The organism is Pseudomonas sp. P1_C12 (assembly GCF_056406435.1).
Genome location: NZ_JBFUAE010000014.1, coordinates 52,566 through 72,629, shown reverse-complemented (window position 1 = coordinate 72,629; position 20,064 = coordinate 52,566). Strand labels below are relative to the sequence as shown.

At 61.2% G+C, this 20,064-nt stretch carries 22 protein-coding genes; 11 read left to right on the top strand and 11 right to left on the bottom strand.

The features are described 5' to 3' along the window. The first annotated feature begins 1 nt into the window (after window position 1). The gene (gene serS / locus AC1D19_RS22205; RefSeq protein WP_477764570.1) at window positions 2-1,282 is read left to right on the top strand and encodes a serine--tRNA ligase; all 1,281 of its coding nucleotides are present in this window, start codon (window positions 2-4) and stop codon (window positions 1,280-1,282) included. Then, complete coding sequence (gene cysG, locus AC1D19_RS22200) at window positions 1,283-2,677, top strand: siroheme synthase CysG (RefSeq protein ID WP_477755023.1); 1,395 nt, start codon at window positions 1,283-1,285, stop codon at window positions 2,675-2,677. Between the two features lie 127 nt (window positions 2,678-2,804). Here the strand turns inward: cysG and AC1D19_RS22195 are convergent, their stop codons facing one another. The 9 genes from AC1D19_RS22195 to AC1D19_RS22155 all read right to left on the bottom strand — a co-directional run bounded on the left by AC1D19_RS22195 (window position 2,805) and on the right by AC1D19_RS22155 (window position 7,809). Next, the gene (locus tag AC1D19_RS22195; protein WP_477764569.1) at window positions 2,805-3,806 is read right to left on the bottom strand and encodes a glutathione S-transferase family protein; all 1,002 of its coding nucleotides are present in this window, start codon (window positions 3,804-3,806) and stop codon (window positions 2,805-2,807) included. Between the two features lie 91 nt (window positions 3,807-3,897). Next, window positions 3,898-4,899, bottom strand: a complete 1,002-nt coding sequence (locus tag AC1D19_RS22190) for a glycosyl transferase family protein (protein ID WP_477759978.1) — start codon at window positions 4,897-4,899, stop codon at window positions 3,898-3,900. Then, window positions 4,896-5,231: a TusE/DsrC/DsvC family sulfur relay protein gene (locus AC1D19_RS22185; RefSeq protein WP_046037873.1), complete on the bottom strand. Its 336-nt coding sequence runs from the start codon at window positions 5,229-5,231 to the stop codon at window positions 4,896-4,898. The genes AC1D19_RS22190 and AC1D19_RS22185 overlap by 4 nt, the downstream gene beginning before the upstream one ends. Next, window positions 5,228-5,521, bottom strand: a complete 294-nt coding sequence (gene tusB, locus AC1D19_RS22180; RefSeq protein ID WP_477755019.1) for a sulfurtransferase complex subunit TusB — start codon at window positions 5,519-5,521, stop codon at window positions 5,228-5,230. Before tusB ends, AC1D19_RS22185 begins: the two co-directional genes overlap by 4 nt. Next, window positions 5,521-5,883 (bottom strand): sulfurtransferase complex subunit TusC, encoded by a 363-nt coding sequence (gene tusC, locus AC1D19_RS22175; protein WP_477755018.1) that lies wholly within the window; start codon window positions 5,881-5,883, stop codon window positions 5,521-5,523. Before tusC ends, tusB begins: the two co-directional genes overlap by 1 nt. Before the next feature lies 1 nt (window position 5,884). Then, window positions 5,885-6,277: a sulfurtransferase complex subunit TusD gene (gene tusD / locus AC1D19_RS22170; RefSeq protein ID WP_477764568.1), complete on the bottom strand. Its 393-nt coding sequence runs from the start codon at window positions 6,275-6,277 to the stop codon at window positions 5,885-5,887. Between the two features lie 203 nt (window positions 6,278-6,480). Next, complete coding sequence (locus tag AC1D19_RS22165) at window positions 6,481-7,185, bottom strand: YoaK family protein (protein ID WP_477756586.1); 705 nt, start codon at window positions 7,183-7,185, stop codon at window positions 6,481-6,483. Window positions 7,186-7,210: 25 nt separating this feature from the next. Beyond that, the gene (locus tag AC1D19_RS22160; protein WP_477756587.1) at window positions 7,211-7,540 is read right to left on the bottom strand and encodes a DUF6388 family protein; all 330 of its coding nucleotides are present in this window, start codon (window positions 7,538-7,540) and stop codon (window positions 7,211-7,213) included. A gap of 20 nt (window positions 7,541-7,560) precedes the next feature. Further along, window positions 7,561-7,809, bottom strand: coding sequence for a hypothetical protein (locus AC1D19_RS22155; protein ID WP_008015571.1), 249 nt, complete (start codon window positions 7,807-7,809; stop codon window positions 7,561-7,563). Between the two features lie 148 nt (window positions 7,810-7,957). Between AC1D19_RS22155 and AC1D19_RS22150 the strand changes: the two genes are divergently transcribed. After that, complete coding sequence (locus AC1D19_RS22150; RefSeq protein WP_477764567.1) at window positions 7,958-8,308, top strand: hypothetical protein; 351 nt, start codon at window positions 7,958-7,960, stop codon at window positions 8,306-8,308. A gap of 130 nt (window positions 8,309-8,438) precedes the next feature. On the opposite strand, the gene AC1D19_RS22145 is transcribed toward AC1D19_RS22150, so the two are convergent. Then, a complete protein-coding gene (locus tag AC1D19_RS22145; RefSeq protein ID WP_477764566.1) occupies window positions 8,439-8,864 on the bottom strand; it encodes a GNAT family N-acetyltransferase in 426 nt (141 codons plus the stop codon). Between the two features lie 166 nt (window positions 8,865-9,030). On the opposite strand from AC1D19_RS22145, the gene AC1D19_RS22140 reads away from it, so the two are divergent. Then, on the top strand, window positions 9,031-9,618 hold the full coding sequence (locus AC1D19_RS22140; RefSeq protein ID WP_477756589.1) for an NUDIX domain-containing protein: 588 nt from the start codon (window positions 9,031-9,033) through the stop codon (window positions 9,616-9,618). 115 nt (window positions 9,619-9,733) lie between these two features. Here AC1D19_RS22140 and AC1D19_RS22135 read toward each other — a convergent pair whose 3' ends face one another. After that, window positions 9,734-10,246, bottom strand: coding sequence for a methylated-DNA--[protein]-cysteine S-methyltransferase (locus tag AC1D19_RS22135; RefSeq protein WP_477764565.1), 513 nt, complete (start codon window positions 10,244-10,246; stop codon window positions 9,734-9,736). 136 nt (window positions 10,247-10,382) lie between these two features. On the opposite strand from AC1D19_RS22135, the gene ggt reads away from it, so the two are divergent. From ggt to AC1D19_RS22100, 7 genes are all read left to right on the top strand, one after another. Continuing rightward, window positions 10,383-12,110, top strand: coding sequence for a gamma-glutamyltransferase (gene ggt, locus AC1D19_RS22130; RefSeq protein WP_477754224.1), 1,728 nt, complete (start codon window positions 10,383-10,385; stop codon window positions 12,108-12,110). A gap of 69 nt (window positions 12,111-12,179) precedes the next feature. Beyond that, a complete protein-coding gene (locus AC1D19_RS22125) occupies window positions 12,180-12,713 on the top strand; it encodes a cysteine hydrolase family protein (protein ID WP_477764564.1) in 534 nt (177 codons plus the stop codon). 276 nt (window positions 12,714-12,989) lie between these two features. Next, window positions 12,990-14,009, top strand: a complete 1,020-nt coding sequence (locus AC1D19_RS22120; protein ID WP_477764616.1) for a helix-turn-helix transcriptional regulator — start codon at window positions 12,990-12,992, stop codon at window positions 14,007-14,009. A 201-nt stretch (window positions 14,010-14,210) separates the two neighbouring features. Further along, window positions 14,211-16,007 carry an amidohydrolase gene (locus AC1D19_RS22115; RefSeq protein ID WP_477764615.1) on the top strand — a complete coding sequence of 599 codons (1,797 nt, stop codon included), beginning with the start codon at window positions 14,211-14,213 and terminating at the stop codon, window positions 16,005-16,007. Between the two features lie 18 nt (window positions 16,008-16,025). Next, window positions 16,026-17,765 carry an amidohydrolase gene (locus AC1D19_RS22110; protein WP_477764563.1) on the top strand — a complete coding sequence of 580 codons (1,740 nt, stop codon included), beginning with the start codon at window positions 16,026-16,028 and terminating at the stop codon, window positions 17,763-17,765. Between the two features lie 108 nt (window positions 17,766-17,873). After that, complete coding sequence (locus AC1D19_RS22105; RefSeq protein WP_477764562.1) at window positions 17,874-18,614, top strand: TorF family putative porin; 741 nt, start codon at window positions 17,874-17,876, stop codon at window positions 18,612-18,614. Window positions 18,615-18,659: 45 nt separating this feature from the next. Then, window positions 18,660-20,048, top strand: a complete 1,389-nt coding sequence (locus tag AC1D19_RS22100) for a purine-cytosine permease family protein (protein ID WP_477764561.1) — start codon at window positions 18,660-18,662, stop codon at window positions 20,046-20,048. Window positions 20,049-20,064: the final 16 nt, after the last annotated feature.

Here is a 20,064-nt window from a genome sequence, read left to right as displayed (position 1 = left end):
CATGCTCGATTCCAAACTGTTACGTAGCAACCTTCAGGACGTAGCGGACCGCCTGGCTTCCCGTGGCTATGCCCTGGATGTTGCGCGCATCGAAGCGCTGGAAGAACAGCGCAAGACCGTCCAGACCCGCACCGAAGCACTGCAGGCTGAACGTAACGCGCGCTCCAAATCCATCGGTCAGGCCAAGCAGCGCGGCGAAGACATCGCGCCGCTGATGGCGGACGTCGAGCGCATGGCGGGCGAATTGAGTGCCGGTAAAGTCGAACTGGACGCGATCCAGACCGAGCTGGACTCGATCCTGCTGGGCATCCCCAACCTGCCGCACGAATCGGTACCGGTCGGCGAAGACGAAGACGGCAACGTCGAAGTGCGCCGCTGGGGAACCCCGACGGCCTTCGATTTCCCGGTTCAGGACCACGTGGCCCTGGGCGAGAAGTTCGGCTGGCTGGACTTCGAAACCGCTGCCAAACTGTCCGGCGCCCGTTTCGCCCTGCTGCGCGGCCCTATTGCCCGTCTGCACCGCGCCCTGGCGCAGTTCATGATCAACCTGCACGTCACCGAGCACGGCTACGAAGAGGCCTACACGCCTTATCTGGTCCAGGCTCCGGCACTGCAAGGCACCGGTCAGTTGCCGAAGTTCGAAGAAGACTTGTTCAAGATTGCGCGCGAAGGCGAAGCAGACCTGTACCTGATCCCGACCGCCGAAGTGTCGCTGACAAACATCGTCGCCGGCGAAATCGTCGATTCGAAACTGCTGCCGATCAAGTTCGTTGCCCACACCCCGTGCTTTCGCAGTGAAGCCGGCGCGTCGGGTCGCGATACCCGCGGCATGATCCGCCAGCATCAGTTCGACAAGGTCGAGATGGTGCAGATCGTCGAGCCGGCGAAGTCGATGGAAGCGCTGGAAGGCCTGACCGCCAACGCCGAGAAAGTCCTGCAACTGCTGGAACTGCCTTACCGCACCCTGGCGTTGTGCACCGGCGACATGGGCTTCAGCGCGGTCAAGACCTACGACCTGGAAGTGTGGATCCCGAGCCAGGACAAATACCGCGAAATCTCGTCGTGCTCCAACTGCGGCGACTTCCAGGCCCGTCGCATGCAAGCGCGTTTCCGCAACCCGGAAACCGGCAAGCCGGAACTGGTGCACACCCTGAACGGCTCCGGTCTTGCTGTCGGCCGTACCCTGGTGGCGGTGCTCGAGAACTATCAGCAGGCCGACGGTTCGATCCGTGTGCCTGAAGTCCTCAAGCCGTACATGGGTGGCCTCGAGGTTATCGGCTAAATGAACTATCTGCCGCTGTTTCACAACCTTCGCGGCAGTCGTGTGTTGGTCGTCGGCGGGGGGGAGATTGCCTTGCGCAAATCCCGCCTGCTGGCCGATGCCGGTGCGCTGCTGCGGGTGGTTGCACCTGAAATCGAAGCACAACTGCGCGAGCTGGTTGCCGGCAGCGGTGGCGAGTGCCTGCTACGTGGCTACGCCGAAACGGACCTGGACGGTTGCGGGCTGATCATTGCCGCCACCGACGACGAAACGCTGAACGCACAAGTTTCCGCCGATGCCCATCGGCGTTGCGTGCCGGTCAACGTGGTGGACGCGCCAGCCCTGTGCAGCGTGATCTTCCCGGCGATCGTCGACCGTTCTCCGTTGATCATTGCAGTGTCCAGCGGCGGCGATGCGCCGGTGCTGGCACGTTTGATCCGCGCCAAGATCGAAACCTGGATTCCTTCCACCTACGGTCACCTGGCCGGTTTGGCGGCGCGATTCCGTCATCAGGTCAAAGGCCTGTTTCCGGATGTGCAGCAGCGTCGGGCGTTCTGGGAAGATGTTTTCCAGGGGCCGATTGCCGATCGGCAACTGGCCGGGCAGGGCGGTGAAGCCGAGCGGTTGCTCCAGGCGAAAATCGATGGCGAAGCGCCAGTGGCGACCGGTGAGGTCTATCTGGTGGGCGCAGGGCCAGGTGACCCCGACCTGCTGACGTTCAAGGCATTGCGTCTGATGCAGCAAGCCGATGTGGTGCTGTACGACCGTTTGGTGGCACCGGCAATTCTCGAACTGTGCCGTCGCGACGCCGAACGGGTTTACGTCGGCAAGCGCCGAGCCGATCACGCGGTGCCGCAGGATCAGATCAACCAGCAATTGGTGGACCTGGCCAAGCAAGGCAAGCGTGTGGTGCGATTGAAGGGCGGCGATCCGTTCATCTTCGGTCGTGGTGGTGAAGAGATCGAAGAACTGGCGGCCCAAGGCATCCCGTTCCAGGTCGTGCCGGGGATCACGGCGGCCAGTGGTTGCGCGGCTTATGCCGGGATTCCGCTGACTCACCGCGATTATGCGCAGTCGGTGCGATTCATCACCGGCCACCTCAAGGACGGTTCCAGCGATTTGCCATGGGCCGATCTGGTCGCGCCGGCGCAAACCCTGGTGTTCTACATGGGCCTGGTGGGCTTGCCGATCATCTGCGAGCAGTTGATCAAACATGGTCGCGCCGCCGATACCCCGGCGGCACTGATCCAGCAGGGCACCACGGTCAACCAGCGGGTGTTTACCGGCACCCTGGCAGACCTGCCACGACTGGTGGCGGAGCATGAAGTGCATGCGCCGACATTGGTGATCGTGGGTGAAGTGGTGCAACTGCGCGAGAAACTGGCGTGGTTTGAAGGGGCTCAGGGACAGGTCTAGGCACCGAGTCGCTCCCATCGCGAGCAGGCTCACTCCTACATCGGATTTGTGGCGTTCAAAAATCCCCTGTAGGAGCGAGCCTGCTCGCGATGAGGCCCTAAAAGACAATAAAATTTTTAGATCAAACTCAGGCCTTGCGCCAAACCCCTTTCCCGCTAAACCGCTCCCGATCATGGGCCGCGGTGAAGTCCTGTGCCGGCCCTTTCGGCACCACACCCGTCGGGTTGATGGTGCGGTGGCTGGCGTAGTAGTGGTTCTTGATATGGGTGAAGTCCACCGTCTCGGCAATCCCCGGCCACTGGTAAATTTCCCGCAGCCAGTTCGACAGGTTCGGATAATCGGCAATCCGCCGCAGGTTGCACTTGAAGTGCCCGTAGTACACCGCATCGAAGCGAATCAGCGTGGTGAACAGGCGGATGTCCGCTTCGGTCAGGTATTCGCCAGCCAGGTAACGGTTGGCACCCAGCAGCAGCTCCAGCCGATCCAGCTCGGTAAACACATCATCGAAGGCTTCTTCATAAGCCTGTTGCGAGGTGGCAAACCCGGCGCGGTACACGCCATTGTTCACCGCCGGATAAATCCGCTCGTTCAGCGCATCGATCTCTCCACGCAGCGGCGCCGGGTAGAAGTCCAGGTCGTTACCGGTCAGATCGTCGAAGGCGCCATTGAACATGCGGATGATTTCCGATGATTCATTGTTGACGATGCGATTCTGTTGTTTGTCCCACAGCACCGGTACGGTGACGCGGCCGGTGTAGTCCGCGGTGTCGGCGGTGTAGCGCTGGTGCATGAAGTCGAAGCGATCGAGCTTGTCGCCGGTCGAACCCAGGTGCTGGTCGAAGGTCCAGCCGTTTTCCAGCATCAACCAACTGACCACCGAGACGTCGATCAGGTTTTCGAGGCCTTTGAGTTTGCGCAGGATCAGTGTGCGATGAGCCCACGGACAGGCCAGGGACACGTACAGGTGATAGCGCCCAGGCTCGGCCGCAAAACCGCCGACGCCGGTCGGTCCGGGCTTGCCGTCAGCGGTCAACCAGTTGCGTCGCTGCGCCTGTTCACGCTGGAACGCGCCGTCCTTGCTGCTTTCGTACCATTTGTCCTGCCAGCGGCCATCAACTAACAAACCCATGTTCGAGACTCCCGAAACCCATAATCGATGGAGTTGAGTCTATTCCGATGAGTTCGAACAAAAAGCGCAAAGATCGGGCGCGAATGATCGATTAAATTGATTTGTCCCGCGCAGCCCAGTATTTTTCAGCGGTTTCGAAGGCCTGGTCGCGGGTCTGTCCGAGGCCACGCAGGGCCAGGGCCATGGTCGAGATCAGGGCCATTTGCGGGTAGCTGTCGACCACATCGCCACGCCAGACTGCTTTCAAATGTTCAGGTTCAAGCGAAGCAGGTTTGACGTGACGTTGCGCCGACAACTGCGGCCATTCCTCGTCCCAGCTAACGCCGCCGGTGGTGCCGTACAGGTGACTGTCGGCGTCCGGGTTGATCTCGATCTCGCCGCCATCGCCCTTGATCACGATGGCGGTGTCACCCAGCAGGCCGCTGGCATCGCGATGCACCGCCTGATAACCCGGGTGGAAAATGCTTTGCAGACCGCAACGGGCGCCCAGCGGATTGAGAATCCGCGCCAGGGAGTGGATCGGCGAGCGCAGGCCCAGGGTGTTGCGCAGGTCGATCATCCGTTGCAACTGTGGCGCCCAGTCCATCAAAGGCATGAACGCCAGGCCGCCGTTGTCCAGTGCCGAGCCGACTTGCTGCCAGTTGCGGCACAGCGGGATGTTCAATTCGCCCAGCAGTTGCTCGCTGTACAGCCGACCGGCCGTGTGGGCGCCGCCGCCGTGCATGAAAATCCGCACGCCGTTTTGTGCCAGGCACTTGGCTGCCAACAGATACCACGGCAAGTGCCGCTTCTTGCCGGCGTAGGTCGGCCAGTCCAGATCCACCGCCAGTGCCGGAGGATTCAGGCGTTCGCGCAAGGCTTCGGTGAAGCCTGCCATCTCCTCGAAGCTTTCTTCCTTGTGCCGCAACAGCATCAGGAATGCGCCGAGTTGGGTTTCCTCGATCTTTTCATCGAGCACCATGCCCATGGCCTCGCGGGCCTCGACCCGGGTCAGGTCACGGGCGCCGCGTTTGCCTTTGCCAAGGATCCGCACGAATTGGGCGAACGGATGCTCGGCTGGTGTTTCGAGGGTCAGTGCTGGGTAATCAGTCATAAGCAATTCGTCGGTTTGGGCAGGCCCGCCAGTTTCGCGGCGAGTTTGGCGGGAGTGCCTTTGAACAGTCGGTTCAGGTGCAGGCTGTTGCCTTTTTCCGGGCCGAGTTTCAGGGCGGTGTACTTGATCAGCGGACGGGTGGCCGGTGACAGCTGGAATTCGGCGTAGAAACTGCGCAGCAGCTCGAGGACTTCCCAGTGTTCGGGCGTCAACTCGATGTCTTCGGCAGCCGCCAGGGCACTGGCCACGTCGGCGGACCAGTCACTCAGTTCGACCAGGAAACCATCCTTGTCCAGCTCGATGGCGCGGGCGCCGACCGTCAATGCATTCATAGCCAACTGTTGACCTTGTCGTAGTGAATCGACAGTTCGACGAAGGCCGGGTAATCGATGGCCTTGGCCCATTCTGGAACCGCAAGCGCACGGGCCTGGGCATCTTCAGCCAGGACGAACAGCTTCAGGCCGCGTGCGCTGAGCACCGTGAAGGGCGCGGTGCCTGGCTGCAACGCATAGGCGGCATCACCGGACAACAGCAACCCGTCGTTGGCGCCGATTACGCGCAGGCAACTGGTCAGGCGTTCGTCGCCGAACGGGGAATGAGACAACACATGCAAAGTCGACATCAGAGGGTGATCACCTGGTCGTAACGGTCAATGAGGGCGGTGATTTCAGGGGCGGCCAACACTTGGGCTTCTTCCAGCGACAGGCCGCTGGGGTCCAGGCCGCGCTGGGTGATGCTGTCGCCGCAGGCAAACAGTTCCTCGACACCGAACATCGGCAGGGCTTGCAGATTGGCGCTCAGGTCTTTCAGTTGCAAGGCCTTGGCGTCCTGACTGGCGACGAGCTGGAACACGCCGTCATCGAGAAACAACAGGCCGATCGGCAGGTCGAAGGCGCCCCCGGCCAGCACGATATCCAGCGCTTCGCGCGCGCCAGGGCCGGACCATGGCGACTGGCGGCTGATGATCAACAAGGATTTGGCCATGTCATGCGCCTCCGAAACAGATCAGGCGGTCGGCATCCTGCGCGGCGTCATGCAATTGGCCGAGGCCCGACAATTCCCACGGAGCACCGACGGCAACCGCCTCGCGCTGATAGCGCTTGGCTTCTTCTTCATTCAACACGCCACGACGCAGGGCAGCGGCGATGCACACCACACCATCGAGTTGATGGTCGCTGACAAAGGTGCGCCATTGCCTGGGCAAGTCCAGTTCATCCTGGGGCGTGACCACGCTGGCAGACGCGTTGTAGACGCCGTCCTGGTAGAAAAACAGCCGGACAATCTCATGCCCGCCGGCCAGCGCCGCTTGGGCGAACAGCAAGGCGCGGCGCGAGGAGGGCGCATGGGCGGCGGAAAACACGGCGATGGCGAATTTCATGACGGACTCGATCAGCGAAACTGCGGCCATGATAAAGCTTTATCGGCGGGGCGGCGAAGGGCTTTGCCGCGAAGGTAGCCTGCCATATACACGCAAGCCCTCTGTAGGAGCTGCCGCAGGCTGCGATCTTTTGATCTTGTTTTTAATAAAATCAAAGTCAAAAGATCGCAGCCTGCGGCAGCTCCTACATGGAGATTGAGGTGTTAGCGCGGCATATACCCCAACTGCCAGCGCCGCGGGATCTTCAACGACAACACCCCGAGTCCGGCAGCCAGCAGGCCACTGGCAAACAACGCCTTGAGCCCCAGGTGGTGTTCCAGCACGGCACCGAGTACCGCGCCGGCGAACATGCCGGTCCAGGGGATCAGTTGCACGCGCCAGCCGTTACGACGCTCACCGAGCATCCAGCGGCCCAGCCCGCGGCCGAAACGCGACAGGGCGCCGGTGACGTAAGTCAGGCCCACCGGCAGGCCGTTCACTTCTTCCACCGCGGCGTTGAGCATTCCCATGGCGATGATCGCTGCCAGCAGTGCGGGCAGTTGCGCGTCGAAAGGCCAGGCCGCGGCGGCGCATAACAACGTGGCAATGCTCAGCAACAAGGGCAGGGCCCGGCGTCTGCCTAGCCGGCTGACGATAATGCCCAGCGCGTTGCCGACGATGAAGGTGGCGACGAGGATCACCAGGCGCAGGGTCAACCCAAGGTCGCCAGTACTGATGGCGACAGCCATCCGGGTGGTATTGCCGCTCATGAACGAGACGAAGTCGCCGCTGGCCATGAAGCCGATGGCGTCGGTCATGCCGGCGAGCACCGAGAGCATGGCCACCAGGCTCAGGCCTATGCGCCCGCGCCATTTCTGCGTGTGCAAGTGACCGGGGCTGGCGTGGGTCCTGGCGGTGTTGGGCAGCATCGGCGATGGTATCCCTGAACAGTGCTTAGGGTTTTATCCCATTCAACTCGCAATATTCCAGCCAGTCCATGCCGGCCATTTCCGCCACTTCCCGGTGCACTTCCAGGCGCTGCGCTTCGTAATCCTGGGGTGTGGCGGTGGTTAACTGCAACGTCAGTTCCCAAGCGAACAACTTCTGGCGTTCTGCTTCAGCTTCAAACGCTTCGTGCAGCCGTTCCTCGCGATACTGAGCCGCCGTTTCACCCTTGGCCTGAGCCAACAGCGGGTTGAGGTGGTCGAGTTCTTCGCGCAACTCGGGGCGCGCCTCGAGAAACTTCTTGAGTGCTTGCTCATGCTGCAGTTCGGTTGCCGCCATGGTTGCTCCTTGAGTGGGGATTACGAAGACTGCTTCTTGCTGGCCTTGGCCGCTGCCGCCAGGCATTCGAGGGCAAACTGTTCGGTGTAGGTCATCTGGATCGGCGTGGTTTCGCCTTTGACGGTTCTTTCGCCGTCGAGGATGTAGCGAATCCGCTTGTCGGTGACGCCGATTCGCTTGGCTATCCAGGAAGGCGTCTGGCCGATCTGGCTGATCAGCTTGTCGGCATATTCAGTGCTCGGTTTGTAGAACTCGGCATTAGGTGTCATCAGATTTCCAGTCAGGGGTGCGATGCGGCGTTATTGGCGCGACAGGGTGCGCGAATCGTTGCGCGCTGTCGCGGTATAAATGCAGTAAAGCAGAACGATACGGGCTGCCGGGGTGATAAAGTCCGCTTTTTCCTGATGAGTGAATGCAATGCGAATTCTGATGGTGGCGCTGGCCGCGACGTTGCTGGCGGGATGCGCCGGCTCGGCGATGAACGACGCCCGCACCAAGGCCCCGTACAAGACCCTGAACTCGGAAAAACCGGCAAAAGACGTCGCCCAGTGCGTGCAGTTTTCCTGGCAGGACGAGGCCGTGTTCGGCGTCGATGCCGCTGCCTATTTGCAACCAGGGGATAAGGGCGGCACGACCGTTTACACCCGTTCGGCGGAGTCCTTCGTCGACGTGACCACCGATGCCTCGGGCACGGTGTTGAGCTACTACGCACAGCACGATGATTTCGTGGCCAAGCGCCGGCTGGCGGCGCTGGCGACTTGCCTGTGATTTGAAGGTTTATTGCATACCCCTGTAGGAGCGAGCCTGCTCGCGATAGCGGTAAGTCAGTCGACATCAATGTTGAATGACAGTCCGCCATCGCGAGCAGGCTCGCTCCTACAGTGGTTTTGTGTGCTGGTCAGTAGCTCAGGCGCTTCTGGAAGAAAAAGTGCTTGTGCCCCGGCGGGTAGTCGGCAATGTGTCCGATCTCGCTGTAGCCGCATTTCTTGTAGAACTCCGGCGCCTGGAATTCAAAGGTGTCGAGCCACAGCCCGACGCAGCGTCGTTCCCGCGCCAGGTCCTCGGCCATCTGCATCAGTTTCGAACCCAGGCCCTGTCCCCGGGCCTGTTCCGGCACCACCAGCAAGTCGACGTACAGCCACTGGTAAAACAATCGGCCATGCAGGCCGCCGAGGATTTCGTCGTTGTCGTCGCGCACCAGCAAGGCGATGTGCTCAGGCACGTTACCTTCGGCCTTCGAGCCATTGTAGGCGCGCAGCGGTTTGAGGATGGCCAGGCGTTGTTCTTCCGTGGGGTTTGGCGACAGTTCGATACGCAGGTTCATGGCTATATCCATATGGCATTGAAGCCGCAGCCTATCCCGGTTGCAGCGATTGTTCCATCCCCGGAAAAGTTGAACCGTCGCCAGGGCGGCGCTTGCTTGAGGGGGCAAATGCTGTCCGTTTTCACTTAACATGTGGACCCTCAGACAAATAACAGGACGCGTTGTCATGTCGAACACAGCCGAGCGGGTCAACATCCTTGAGTCTCAGGTGTTGTCCCACGACTGGTACCTGCTCAGGAAAATCACCTTTGATTACCAACGCAACAACGGCGAGTGGCAACGCCAGACGCGAGAGGTCTACGACCGTGGCAATGGTGCGGCGATTCTGTTGTACAACCGCGAAAAGAGAACCGTGGTACTGACCCGGCAATTTCGCTTGCCGGTGTTCGTCAATGGCCACGATGGCCTGTTGATCGAAGTGGCGGCGGGGCTGCTGGAAGGCGCGGCGCCTGAAGACCGCATCCGCGATGAAGCCGAGGAAGAGACGGGTTACCGCGTGCACCATGTGCAGAAGGTGTTCGAGGCGTACATGAGCCCGGGTTCGGTGACGGAAAAGCTGCACTTTTTCATTGCCGAGTACGATGCGAAGTCGAAAGTCAGCGACGGTGGTGGACTGGAGGCGGAAACCGAGGAACTGGAAGTGCTGGAGTGGGCGTTCGAGGATGCGCTCGAAGCGTTTTACCGCGGCGAGATCTGCGACGCCAAGACCATCATGCTGTTGCAGTATGCGGCGATGAAACCCCTTTTCAATTAAACGCAATCTCCCGTAGGAGCTGCCGCAGGCTGCGATCTTTTGATCTTGCTTTTGAAAAGCACAGTCAAAAGATCGCAGCCTGCGGCAGCTCCTACAAAATCAAAAGATCAAAAGATCAAAAGCCTGGCAGGCGTGCCGTGCCGGGCCACTGCCCACCCTCCAGCGTCAGCAACAACGCCTTCGCCTCAAGCCCACCGGCAAACCCGGTGAGCTTGCCCGACGCACCAATTACCCGGTGACACGGCGCCACGATCGAAATCGGGTTCTTGCCATTCGCCGCCCCCACCGCCCTGACCGCCGCCGGGTTGCCAATCTGCTCGGCGATCTGGCTGTAGCTGCGGGTCTCGCCGAACGGGATGGTCAGCAGCGCTGCCCAGACCTTCTTCTGAAATTCCGTACCGGCAAAATCCAGTTCCAGTTCGAAGCGATCGCGGGTGCCGGAAAAATATTCGCGCAACTGCGCAGCCGTGTGAACCAGGATCGGGTTGTCCGGCGCTTCGCTCATCGGCCCCAGGCGAACCCGGCCGGGTTTGTCGTTTTCCCAGAGGATGGCCGCCAGTCGTGAACCGTTCGCGACCAGCTTCAACTGGCCCACAGGTGACGCCACGGTGGTGCAGGTATAGGTCATGCCAGGGCTCGCGCAAAATTGCTGAACAGGCGTTAAGGATACTGTCTCGACGGGGAGGCGCAATACGTAATCCCGACCATACTTGGCTACGGCTTTTGAAGCGTTTTCCTACGAAATAACAAGAAGAGACCGACTCATGAAGTACGAACCTTTTGCCAAATCGCTGATTGCGACCTCGTTGGCGCTCAGCTGCCTGACCGCCCATGCCGCCTCCGTGGCCCCGGCTACCGGGGAAAACGGCATGGTGGTCACGGCCCAGCACCTGGCTAGCCATGTGGGCGTGGATGTGCTCAAGAACGGCGGCAACGCCGTGGATGCGGCGGTCGCGGTCGGCTATGCGCTGGCGGTGGTGTACCCCGCGGCAGGCAACCTCGGCGGCGGTGGTTTCATGACCATTCAACTGGCGGACGGGCGCAAGACCTTCCTCGACTTCCGTGAAAAAGCCCCGCTGGCCGCTACCGCCAACATGTACCTGGACAAGGAGGGCAACGTCGTTCCCGATTTGAGTACCCGTGGCCACCTGGCCGTGGGCGTGCCGGGCACCGTTTCGGGCATGGAACTGGCGCTGTCCAAATACGGTACCAAACCGCGCAAGGAAATCATCGCCCCGGCCATCAAGTTGGCTGAAGACGGTTTTGAACTGGAGCAGGGCGACGTCGATCTGCTGGACTACGCCACCGACATGTTCAAGAAGGACATGAAGGATTCCGGCTCGATCTTCTTGAGCAAAGGCGAGCCGATGCAGGTCGGCCAGAAACTGGTGCAAAAGGACCTGAGCAAGACCCTGCGGGAGATCTCCGAGAAAGGCGCCGACGGTTTCTATAAGGGTTGGGTGGCCGACGCCATCGTCACCTCCAGCCAGGCCAACAAGGGCATCATCACCCAGGCCGACCTCGACAAATACAAGACCCGCGAACTGGCGCCCATCGAGTGCGACTACCGTGGCTACCACGTGGTCTCGGCACCGCCACCGAGCTCCGGCGGCGTGGTGATCTGCGAGATCATGAACATCCTCGAAGGTTATCCGATGAAGGATCTGGGCTACCACTCGGCCCAGGGCATGCACTATCAGATCGAAGCGATGCGCCACGCCTATGTGGACCGTAACAGCTACCTGGGTGACCCGGATTTCGTGAAGAACCCGATTGCCCATCTGCTGGATAAAAACTACGCGACCAAGCTGCGCGAAGCGATCAAACCACAAAAAGCCGCGGTTTCCAGCGAACTCAAGCCCGGCGTAGCGCCCCATGAAGGCAACAACACCACCCATTACTCCATCGTCGACAAGTGGGGCAACGCGGTGTCGGTGACCTACACCCTCAACGACTGGTTCGGTGCCGGCGTGATGGCGAGCAAGACCGGGGTCATCCTCAACGATGAAATGGACGACTTCACCTCGAAAATCGGCGTGCCGAACATGTACGGCCTGGTGCAGGGCGAGGCCAATGCCATCGCCCCCGGCAAGGCGCCGTTATCGTCCATGAGCCCGACCATCGTCACCAAGGACGGCAAAGTGGTGATGGTGGTCGGTACGCCGGGTGGCAGCCGGATCATCACCGCGACTTTGCTGACCATGCTCAACGTGATCGACTACGGCATGAACATCCAGGAAGCGGTGGATGCACCGCGGTTCCACCAGCAGTGGCTGCCGGAGGAAACCAACCTGGAAGCCTTCACCACCAGCCCGGACACGGTGAAAATCCTCGAAAGCTGGGGCCACAAGTTCGCCGGTCCCCAGGATGCCAACCACCTGGCGGCGATCCTGGTCGGCGCGCCATCCCTGGGTGGCAAGCCGGTAGGCAAGAACCGTTTCTACGGGGCGAACGACCCACGGCGTAACACCGGGTTGTCGCTGGGTTATTGAGGCTTGTGTCCGGAGGGGGACGGGCTTATGTTCGTCCCCTGATCCATCGACATCACAAGGAAGGAAATCATGACCACTGCGTTGTTAATCATCGACGTCCAACAGGCTTTGTGTTCCGGTGAGTACGAGTGCTTCGAGATTGGACGGGTCATCAACACCATCAATGACCTGTCTGCCCGGGCGCGCAAGGCGGGAGTGCCCGTGGTGCTGATCCAGCACGAAGAAGCGGGCAGTCCGCTGGCACATGGCGCTGCCGGCTGGCAACTGGCCGAAGGGCTGGAAACCTCGCCCAAGGACCACCGCGTGCGCAAGACCACCGGGGATTCGTTCTACCAGACCAACCTGCAAAAACTGTTGCCGAAGGAGGACTTCGAGCGCCTGGTCATCTGCGGCCTGCAGACCGATTACTGCGTCAACGCCACCGTGCGTCAGGCCCTGAAACTGGGCTACGACGTGGTGCTGGCGGGCGATGCGCATTCCACCGTCGACAACGGCAACCTGACCGCCGAAGACATCATCGCCGAGCACAACAAGGACCTGGCGCACCTGACCGGTTCCGTGGCGCGGATCGATGTGATACCGGCCAAGGACATCCATTTCTGAAACCACCACATTTACCTGTGGGAGCGAGCCTGCTCGCGATGGCGTCATTACAGCCAGCATCGGTGTTGACTGACCCACCGCTATCGCGAGCAAGCTCGCCGGTCAACTGGCCGACGGCCCGCGATCTTCAACCTGGCCTCGGCGGAGGTCTTGCGACCGCAGTTGTACGGACTGAACGGCAGTTTGTAACTGTTGATGTCACGGCAAGCTGGACGCCATTCCCGAGCCTATGGCATCGTCGAAGCACCAGACCATGCAGTGAACGGGATCGCCATGATGGAGGAGGGAAAGAAGGTCGACGATACGTCGATGGCCACGCTGAAGGCGTTCAATCATTGCGTATTGCACCTGGGCCGGCTGGCGCGGGACAGCGGGGCGTCGCGGTTCATCGCCGATGGCCTGCAGGCATTCGGTCCCCTGGTGCCGTTCGCTTCTGCCTGGTGGGGCGAGATGTCTACGCCTGGTCCTGATGTGCCCCCTCAGAGCTGGATGCATGGCAGCATCAATCTCCCCGAATCCTTTGCCGCCGAGTGGCATCCGGTGGCAGCCAATGACAAATTCTCCCACGACACGTTGAATCAGCCCGGCGAGGTATTGCGCGACAGCGGCTTCAACGACCCTTGCGAAGCGGTCAATGAGTTCGCCCGGCGCCATGACCTCTACCACCTGATGTGCATCACCTACGAGTTACCCGAAAGTGGCTTGATGTTCTTTGTCTGCCTGTACCGGGGCCGGCATGAGCAGTCGTTCAGCACAACCGAGGCCGGTTTGTTTGCGGCCTTTTGCGATCACCTGTTCCAGCTGTGGCGGTTCCAGGTGCAAGACATGATTCGCTTCGATTCCGAAAACGGCGCGAGTGATTTTGGCGTCGCGCGCATGGACGGCAGTCTGCTGTATGTGGGCGCCAGGTTGTGCACTGCGATCCAGCGCGAATTGCCTGGCTGGAGCGGTTCGACACTGCCGGTCGAAGTCGTTGCGCAATTGTCGAAAGCCCCCTGTGTGATCCGCCTGGGCCGCTGCGCCCTGACCCTCGCTCCCAACGCCGAACACGTCATCCTCTCCCTTGATGCGCCGTCAGGCGGGGATGGCCTGGCACCACGGGAGCGCACCGCAGCGATGCTGTTCGCCGCCGGCCACTCCTACAAGGAAATCGCCAAAATGCTCGCCCTGAGCCCCGCGACCGTGCGCACCTATTTGCGTAACTGCTACTTGCAACTCGGTGTGAAAAGCAAGGTGGAGCTGGGCTCCGTCCTGCGTTCGCCGGGTGCGCTGGCGGAGTCCGTGCGCCGGGATTAATCCCAGCCGTTTCAACTATTTGCCTGACCCCTCCTCATTTGCAGAGGTCCATTCGAACGCTGCGCCCTATAGGGTAGGCCCTGTCTATCAGAGGCTGGCGCAGTCGCTTCGGACCGCTTCAAAACAATAAGAACAGGGGTGAGGCATTTGAGACTTTCCAGGTTGTTTATCGCCGTTGCGGCGACGACGGCATTTTCCGGCATGGCGTTGGCGGCGACACCCGCTGACACGGTCATGCGCAATGGCTACGTCTACACCGTCGATGGCCAGAATTCCGTGCAGCAGGCCATTGCCATTTCGGGGGGCAAGATCGTCTATGTCGGCAGCGATGCCGGGGTCGACGGCTACATCGGCAAGCAAACACAACTGATCGACCTGGCCGGGCGCATGCTGATGCCGGGCTTCGTCGATGCGCACATGCACCCGGGGGATGGCGGCCGCGCCATGACGCTGTGCGACCTGAAATACCAGACCATGACCCGCGCGCAGTTTCAGGCGAACATCCAGGCTTGCCTCGATGCCGACAAGGACAAGGGGCCGGATGTCTGGCTGGAAGTCGGCAGCTGGGATCGCATGGGCATGACCGGGCTCGATGGCGACGCCGACAAATCGACCCTGGACGCGCTCAAGACCCAGCGTCCGATCCAGGTGCGCTCCACCGATTTCCACACCGTGCTGACCAACTCTCGCGGCCTGGAACTGGCCGGCATCAACAAGAACACCGCCGACCCCGAAGACGGCAAATACCGACGCGACAGCGCCGGCAACCCGAACGGCATCAGTGAAGACGGCGCCGCCGAATCGTTGGCCGCCGTGGTCCCGCCTGCGACCGACGCGGAAAAACTCAATCAGGTTCGAGCAGCCCTCGACGCCATGCGCCAGCAAGGCATCACCAGTTTCTTCGACGCGCTGTCCGGCCCGGAAAACGGCAAAGCCTTCACCAGCCTGCAAAAGTCCGGCGAGCTGACAGCCCGGGCCTTGCTGGCGATCAAGCTGGACCCGGCCGCCGCTGCCGCCGACCCGGTGAAAACCATCGCCGAGGCCAAGGCTCTGGCCAGCACCTACGACCAGGGTGAAGTGCATGTCGCGCCGGGCGTGAACATGCGCCACGTCAAACTGTTCATGGACGGCATCATCAATGCCCCGGCGGACACCGGTGCCATGTTGACCCCGTACCTGCACAACAGCGGCACCGACCAGGCGCCGAAGTGGACGCCGGGCAAGAACCTGGGCGAACTGTACTTCCCGCCGCAAGTGCTCAATCCGTTGTTGCTGCAAGCGGTCAAGGCCGGTCTCGATCCGCACCTGCACGCTACCGGCGAGCGCGCGGTGCGCGATGCACTGGACAGCGTCGCCTACGTGCGCAAGGAACTGCCCGGTACTGATTTCCGTCCGGCCATCGCGCACGCCGAGTCTGTCGATCCTGCCGACTATTCGCGCTTCAAGGCACTGGACGTCACGGCCACCATGTCGTTCCAGTGGGCACAGCAGGCACCGTCCACGGTCGACGGCACCAGTGATCACCTTGGCGCCGCGCGATTTGCGCGTATGGAACCCTCGGGCAGCATCGCCCATGCCGGCGGTCGAGTGGCGTTTGGCAGCGATTGGCCGGTCGATCCGCTGGATGAATTCCTGGCGCTGAAAGTCGGTGTCACCCGTTCCGGCGACCCCACCAATCCGCACAGCTATGGGCCGAAGTATGCCGGGCGACTCAATGCCGATCCGGCGCTGTCGCGAGCCGAAGTGCTGCGCAGCATCACCCTCGGTTCCGCCGAACAGCTGAAGCTGGACGCGGTGCTGGGTTCGGTCGAAGTCGGCAAGTTCGCGGACCTGATCGTGCTCGACAAGAACTTCATGCAGGTGCCCGAGGAGGAACTGGGCCGCAACGACGTGCTGCTGACGCTGGTCGGCGGCAAGGTCGTGTGGGCCAAGGCGCCGTTCCTCGGGCTTGCGCCACACGTGGTTTCCCAAGCGGTTACTTCCCGATCCGCCCCATAAAAACTAGAGAGCGTTCCGATGCGATTGATTCCAAACCTGTTGGCCGCCGCGCTGGCCTTGTCGTCGGTGCAGGCCATGGCCGCCGCTGACCTGGTGTTGTTCAACGGCAAAGTCTTTACCGCCGAACCCGGCCAGGCACTGGTGCAGGCTGTTGCGGTGCAAGACGGCAAGATTCTGAAAGTGGGCAGCGATGCCGAAATCAATGCCCTGGCCGATGCCAAGACCCAGCGCATCGACCTGGCGGGCAAAGTGTTGATGCCGGGCATGATCGACACCCACAGCCACCCGGTCTCGGGCGCCTTCGACAGCATGAAGGCCAACCTGCTGGACGAGGTCAAACCCTTGCCGGAACTGGAGCAATGGTTGATCGAAGAAGACAAGACCGGGCGTGCCCGCTCCGGTGATGTGATCAGCGTGGCGGGGGTCAGTTCGGCCTACTGGGAGAAAAGCCGTGAACTGGGCAAGGTGTTCAACCAGGGACGCTGGGCAGAACAACCGATTGTGTTCAGCGGCATCGACGGCCACACCGGTTGGGCCAACAACGCGATGCTCAAGCGCTTGAGCATCGACGCGGCACTGGTCAAGAGCCTGCCGGAAAAAGAACGCGGCTACATCGGCCATGAAGCAGACTTCACACCGAACGGCTACTTCGCCGAATCCCGCTGGGACGTGGTGCGCAACGGTATTCCGGCGCCCAGCCCGGAGTCCATGCTCAAGGCCGCTCGCGAGGCGGTGAAGATCAACAATCAATTCGGCGTCACCGCCTGGATGGACGCGGCGGCGAACGGCGGCAGTGAAGATTCGCTGTTCGATTTCCATGCCACCGCAGAAAGTGTCGGCGTGCTGCCGCTGTACAAGGAACTGGCGCAGAACGGCGAACTCAGCGCCCACGTCGCCGCGTTGATGGTCACCAACCCGAAGAGCAAACCTGCCGACCTGGAAGTGATCGCCACGGTGATGAAGCAATTCGAGGGCGTGCCTAACCTGACGTTCCCCGGCATCAAGGTGTTTGTCGACGGCATTCTCGAATTCCCGGGGCAGACCGCTGCGGTCATCGTGCCGTTCAAGAACAGCCATAAAAATGGTCAGTTGCTGACCGACCCAGCGCACTTTGGCGAACTGGTGGTGGCGGCGGAAAAACGCGGCTGGATCGTGCACATGCACGCCGTCGGCGACCGTGCGGTGCGTGAAGCGCTCAATGGCGTGGCCTATGCGCGCAAGCTCAGCCCGACGCCCGTGCCCCACAGCATCGCGCACCTGCAACTGGTCAATCCCAAGGAGTTTCCACGCTTCAAGCAACTGGGCGTGATCGCTTCGATGCAACTGCTGTGGGCCACCGGCGAGTCCTACACCGTCGAACTGGTCAAGCCCTACATCAGCGCCTTTGCCTACGGTTACCAGTATCCCGCGCGGTCCCTGCATAACGCCGGCGCGACGATTGCCGGTGGCAGCGACTGGCCGGTGTCGAGCGCCAACCCGTTCAACGCCATTGCCCAGGCCAGCACGCGCAAAGGTCCGTTGGGCGTACTCAATGCCAAGGAAAGCATCGACCGCCAGACCATGTTCTACGCCTACACCCTCAACGCGGCGAAAACCCTGCGCCTGGACAAACAGATCGGTTCGCTGGCACCGGGCAAACAGGCTGACCTGATCATCCTCGACCGTGATGTGTTCAAGGTCAGCGATGACGACCTGTTCGAAACCAAAGTCCTGAACACTTTCTTCGCCGGCAAGCAGGTCTACGCCCCCGCGTCCTGACCTGCGTACACCCAGCACACGCAAAAAACTGCCAGCCCCTCGTAGCGCGAGGGGCCTGGCATCGCCATGCCTGAAATTCCCCGTACGCCATAACAACAAGAGAACTGTATGAACGCATTTTCAGCATTGACCCTCGCCGCGCTGGCACTGGCCCCCCTGACCAGCCAGGCCCTGGCCCTCAACGATGATTTCAGCCTGGACATGACCCTGGGCGTCGTCAGCGACTACCGTACCCGCGGCATCTCGCAAACCCTGGGCGATCCGGCGGTGCAGGGCGGCGCAACGCTGCTGCACAGCAGCGGCCTGTACATCGGCGCCTGGACCTCCAATGTTGATTTCGGTGGCGGCTTCGATACCCGGCAGGAGCTTGAGTACTACGCGGGTTACTACTGGCAGGCGACCGACGCGATCAGCCTGGATCTGGGCTACATCAAGTACGACTACCCGAAGAATTCAGAATTCAACCTCAGTGAGGTCTACGCCGTCCTCGACCTGTACGGCGTGAAGCTGGGTGCCTATTACTCCAAGGACACGCCGAATTTCTTCGGCGAGGACCAGGACACCCTTTACACCTACCTGGGCTACAAAATCGATTTGCCGGCCGAAGTCGGTCTGGACTTGCGCTTTGGGCGCAACGATGTGAATGACCCCGCGTTCTGGTCCGCCAGTGGCGATAGCCGTGAGTCTTACTACGAGTGGGAAGCCAAGCTGACCCGCGACTTCGTCAGCGTCACCTGGGGCCTGAGCTATATCGACACGGACTTGTCGAAAAGCGAGTGCGCCAGTTGGTACGGCTATGACGACCTGTGCTCGGCCACGGTCGTTGCCAGTGCCACCAAGACCTTCTAAGTTCATCCCCGACAACAAAAACAGTTCCTCAAAGGAAACATCGTCATGAGTGCGCAACGCAGTCCCCTGATCGAGACTCGCTCGATTGATTTCATTCCCGAGGCTGAGCGTCACGGCAGCCTCTACAGCCAGTTCACCCTGTGGCTCGGCGCCAACCTGCAGATCACCGCTATCGTCACCGGTGCCCTGGCGGTGGTACTGGGTGGCGATGTGTTCTGGTCGCTGATCGGCTTGCTGATCGGGCAAGTGTTCGGCGGTGCCGTGGTGGCGCTGCACGCGGCACAAGGGCCGAAGCTCGGGCTGCCGCAGATGATCTCCAGCCGAGTGCAGTTCGGCGTGTATGGCGCGGCGATCCCGATTGTCCTGGTGTGCCTGATGTACCTGGGTTTCAGCGCCACCGGCGCAGTGTTGTCGGGGCAGGCGATTGCGCAGTTGATCAGTGTCAGCGACAGCGCCGGCATCCTGATTTTCGCCGCGTGTATCGCGTTCCTGACGATCTTCGGGTATCGGGTGATTCACCTGGTCGGGCGGGTGGCCAGCGTGCTGGGCATCATCGCGTTCGCCTACCTGTTCACCCGGTTGATGACCCTCAACGACATCGGCCTGCTGCTTGACAATCGTCATTTCGGCTGGAGCACCTTCCTGCTGGCGGTGTCGCTCTCGGCGTCCTGGCAGATCGCCTTCGGCCCTTACGTGGCGGACTACTCGCGCTACCTGCCGAGCAAGACTTCGTCGTGGAAAACCTTCGCCGCTGTCGGCCTCGGCACGGTGCTGGGAGCGCAGACTTCGATGGTGCTGGGGGTGTTCGCCGCCGCACTGGCCGGGGCGAATTTCCGTGGGCACGAAGTGGCGACCATTGTCGGCCTGGGCAGCACCGGGGTGATCGCGTCCTTGCTGTACCTGAGCATTGTGTTCGGCAAGGTCACGGTGTCCACCCTCAACGCCTACGGCAGTTTCATGTGCATCGCCACCATCATCAGTGGCTTTCGTCGTCGCCTGGAGATCACCGCCCGCCAGCGCATGTTGTTCGTGCTGCTGATTATCGCGGCATCCACCACGCTGGCATTGCTGGGGCAGTACTCGTTCCTCAGCTCGTTCAAGTACTTCATCCTGTTTTTGCTGACGTTCTTCACCCCGTGGAGCGCGATCAACCTGGTGGATTACTACTTCATCAACAAGGAGCGTTACGACATCCCGGCGCTGTCCGACCCGGCAGGGCGCTACGGTCGCTGGAACGTCTTGGGGATCAGCGTGTACGTGATTGGCGTGTTGATCCAGTTGCCCTTTGTCGATACCCATTTCTACTCCGGGCCGATGGTTGCGCAACTGGGCGGCGTGGACATTTCCTGGATCGTCGGGCTGCTGGTGCCGGGTGTGATCTATTACGCGCTGGCCAAGCCGTCAATGAGTGCGGTGGTGGTTGAGCGGGGTTAATACCAGCTTTTGTGGC

Coding starts and splice junctions, on each gene's coding strand:
- serS (WP_477764570.1), top strand. CDS start 2: ATGCTCGATTCCAAACTGTTACGTAGCAACCTTCAGGACGTAGCGGAC.
- cysG (WP_477755023.1), top strand. CDS start 1,283: ATGAACTATCTGCCGCTGTTTCACAACCTTCGCGGCAGTCGTGTGTTG.
- AC1D19_RS22195 (WP_477764569.1), bottom strand. CDS start 3,806: ATGGGTTTGTTAGTTGATGGCCGCTGGCAGGACAAATGGTACGAAAGC.
- AC1D19_RS22190 (WP_477759978.1), bottom strand. CDS start 4,899: ATGACTGATTACCCAGCACTGACCCTCGAAACACCAGCCGAGCATCCG.
- AC1D19_RS22185 (WP_046037873.1), bottom strand. CDS start 5,231: ATGAATGCATTGACGGTCGGCGCCCGCGCCATCGAGCTGGACAAGGAT.
- tusB (WP_477755019.1), bottom strand. CDS start 5,521: ATGTCGACTTTGCATGTGTTGTCTCATTCCCCGTTCGGCGACGAACGC.
- tusC (WP_477755018.1), bottom strand. CDS start 5,883: ATGGCCAAATCCTTGTTGATCATCAGCCGCCAGTCGCCATGGTCCGGC.
- tusD (WP_477764568.1), bottom strand. CDS start 6,277: ATGAAATTCGCCATCGCCGTGTTTTCCGCCGCCCATGCGCCCTCCTCG.
- AC1D19_RS22165 (WP_477756586.1), bottom strand. CDS start 7,185: ATGCTGCCCAACACCGCCAGGACCCACGCCAGCCCCGGTCACTTGCAC.
- AC1D19_RS22160 (WP_477756587.1), bottom strand. CDS start 7,540: ATGGCGGCAACCGAACTGCAGCATGAGCAAGCACTCAAGAAGTTTCTC.
- AC1D19_RS22155 (WP_008015571.1), bottom strand. CDS start 7,809: ATGACACCTAATGCCGAGTTCTACAAACCGAGCACTGAATATGCCGAC.
- AC1D19_RS22150 (WP_477764567.1), top strand. CDS start 7,958: ATGCGAATTCTGATGGTGGCGCTGGCCGCGACGTTGCTGGCGGGATGC.
- AC1D19_RS22145 (WP_477764566.1), bottom strand. CDS start 8,864: ATGAACCTGCGTATCGAACTGTCGCCAAACCCCACGGAAGAACAACGC.
- AC1D19_RS22140 (WP_477756589.1), top strand. CDS start 9,031: ATGTCGAACACAGCCGAGCGGGTCAACATCCTTGAGTCTCAGGTGTTG.
- AC1D19_RS22135 (WP_477764565.1), bottom strand. CDS start 10,246: ATGACCTATACCTGCACCACCGTGGCGTCACCTGTGGGCCAGTTGAAG.
- ggt (WP_477754224.1), top strand. CDS start 10,383: ATGAAGTACGAACCTTTTGCCAAATCGCTGATTGCGACCTCGTTGGCG.
- AC1D19_RS22125 (WP_477764564.1), top strand. CDS start 12,180: ATGACCACTGCGTTGTTAATCATCGACGTCCAACAGGCTTTGTGTTCC.
- AC1D19_RS22120 (WP_477764616.1), top strand. CDS start 12,990: ATGGAGGAGGGAAAGAAGGTCGACGATACGTCGATGGCCACGCTGAAG.
- AC1D19_RS22115 (WP_477764615.1), top strand. CDS start 14,211: ATGGCGTTGGCGGCGACACCCGCTGACACGGTCATGCGCAATGGCTAC.
- AC1D19_RS22110 (WP_477764563.1), top strand. CDS start 16,026: ATGCGATTGATTCCAAACCTGTTGGCCGCCGCGCTGGCCTTGTCGTCG.
- AC1D19_RS22105 (WP_477764562.1), top strand. CDS start 17,874: ATGAACGCATTTTCAGCATTGACCCTCGCCGCGCTGGCACTGGCCCCC.
- AC1D19_RS22100 (WP_477764561.1), top strand. CDS start 18,660: ATGAGTGCGCAACGCAGTCCCCTGATCGAGACTCGCTCGATTGATTTC.